We start from the raw sequence: 1,421 nt of genomic DNA on the forward strand, positions 1-1,421 counted from the left end.
CGGGCCCGCCGCGTCCGCACCAACGCGGCGACCGTGCGCGAGGCGCTGGCCGAGGCGGGCGTCCGGCTGCGCGGCGAGGACGTGAGCTCGGTCCCGCTGGACGACTTCCCGCGCGACGGCCAGACCGTCACCGTGCAGCGCGTCACCGCGGGCAAGCGGGTCCGCGACGTGAGCGTGCCCTACCTCACCGAGCGGCGTCGCGACCCGGAGCTGTTCCAGGGCACCGAGGTGGTGATCCAGCCGGGCCGGGAGGGCATCCGGCGCATCACCTACCGGGTGCGGACCGTCGACGGCGTCCGGCAGCGGCCACGCCGGGTGAGCACCGAACTGGTGCGCCGGCCGCAGCCGCGCATCATCAACGTCGGCGCGAAGGAGCTGCCGGACTCGGTGCGCGGCGCGGACCACCTCGACTGGGCCGCGCTGGCGGAATGCGAGTCCGGCGGGCGGCCCGACGCGGTGGACGCCACCGGCACCTACGGCGGCCTCTACCAGTTCGACGTCGGCACCTGGCGGGCGCTCGGCGGCAGCGGCCGGCCGCAGGACGCACCGGCCGCCGAGCAGACGCTCCGGGCCAAGAAGCTGTACGTGCGGCGGGGGGCGAGTCCGTGGCCGGTGTGCGGCCGTAAACTGCAGCGGTGAGCACCGCCCCCGATCCCGCGCCCGACGAACCGGGCGGCCCGCTGCTCGGTCCCGCCGACATCCGTGAGCTGGCCGCCGCGCTGGGCGTACGCCCGACCAAGCAGCGCGGCCAGAACTTCGTCATCGACGCCAACACCGTGCGGCGCATCGTCCGGACGGCGGACGTGCGGCCGGACGACGTGGTGGTCGAGGTCGGGCCGGGCGGCGGCTCGCTCACCCTGGCCCTGCTGGAGAGCGCGTCCCGGGTCGTCGCGGTGGAGATCGACGACGTGCTGGCGTCCGCGCTGCCGGCCACCGTCGCCGCGCGGCTGCCCGAGCGCGCCGACCGCTTCGAACTGGTCCACAGCGACGCGATGCGGGTGACGCAGCTCCCCGGCCCGCCGCCCACCGCGCTGGTCGCCAACCTGCCCTACAACGTGGCCGTTCCCGTCCTGCTGCACATGCTGGCGACGTTCCCCACCCTGGAGCGGATCCTGGTCATGGTGCAGGCGGAGGTCGCCGACCGGTTGGCGGCGCCGCCCGGCTCGAAGGTGTACGGGGTGCCGTCGGTGAAGGCCGCCTGGTACGCCGACGTGAAGCGGTCCGGTTCGATCGGGCGCAACGTGTTCTGGCCGGCGCCCAACGTGGACTCCGGCCTGGTGTCCCTGGTCCGGCGGGAGCCGCCGCGCACCACGGCCTCCCGCACCGAGGTGTTCACGGCGGTGGACGCGGCGTTCGCCCAGCGCCGCAAGACGCTGCGGGCCGCGCTCTCCGGCTGGGCGGGGTCACCCGCCGCCGCGGAG

The 1,421-nt window shown here is 75.8% G+C and carries 2 protein-coding genes; both read left to right on the forward strand.

Features of this window, described 5'->3' with window-relative positions:
- On the forward strand, positions 1-639 hold a 639-nt coding region (locus ACYVE9_RS26835; RefSeq protein ID WP_461030489.1), incomplete at its 5' end, for a transglycosylase family protein.
- Positions 636-1,421 (forward strand): 16S rRNA (adenine(1518)-N(6)/adenine(1519)-N(6))-dimethyltransferase RsmA (gene rsmA / locus ACYVE9_RS26840; RefSeq protein ID WP_461030490.1); only part of this gene is annotated, 786 nt, incomplete at its 3' end. The genes ACYVE9_RS26835 and rsmA, both read left to right, overlap by 4 nt.

Source organism: Streptomyces sparsus, from assembly GCF_054776295.1.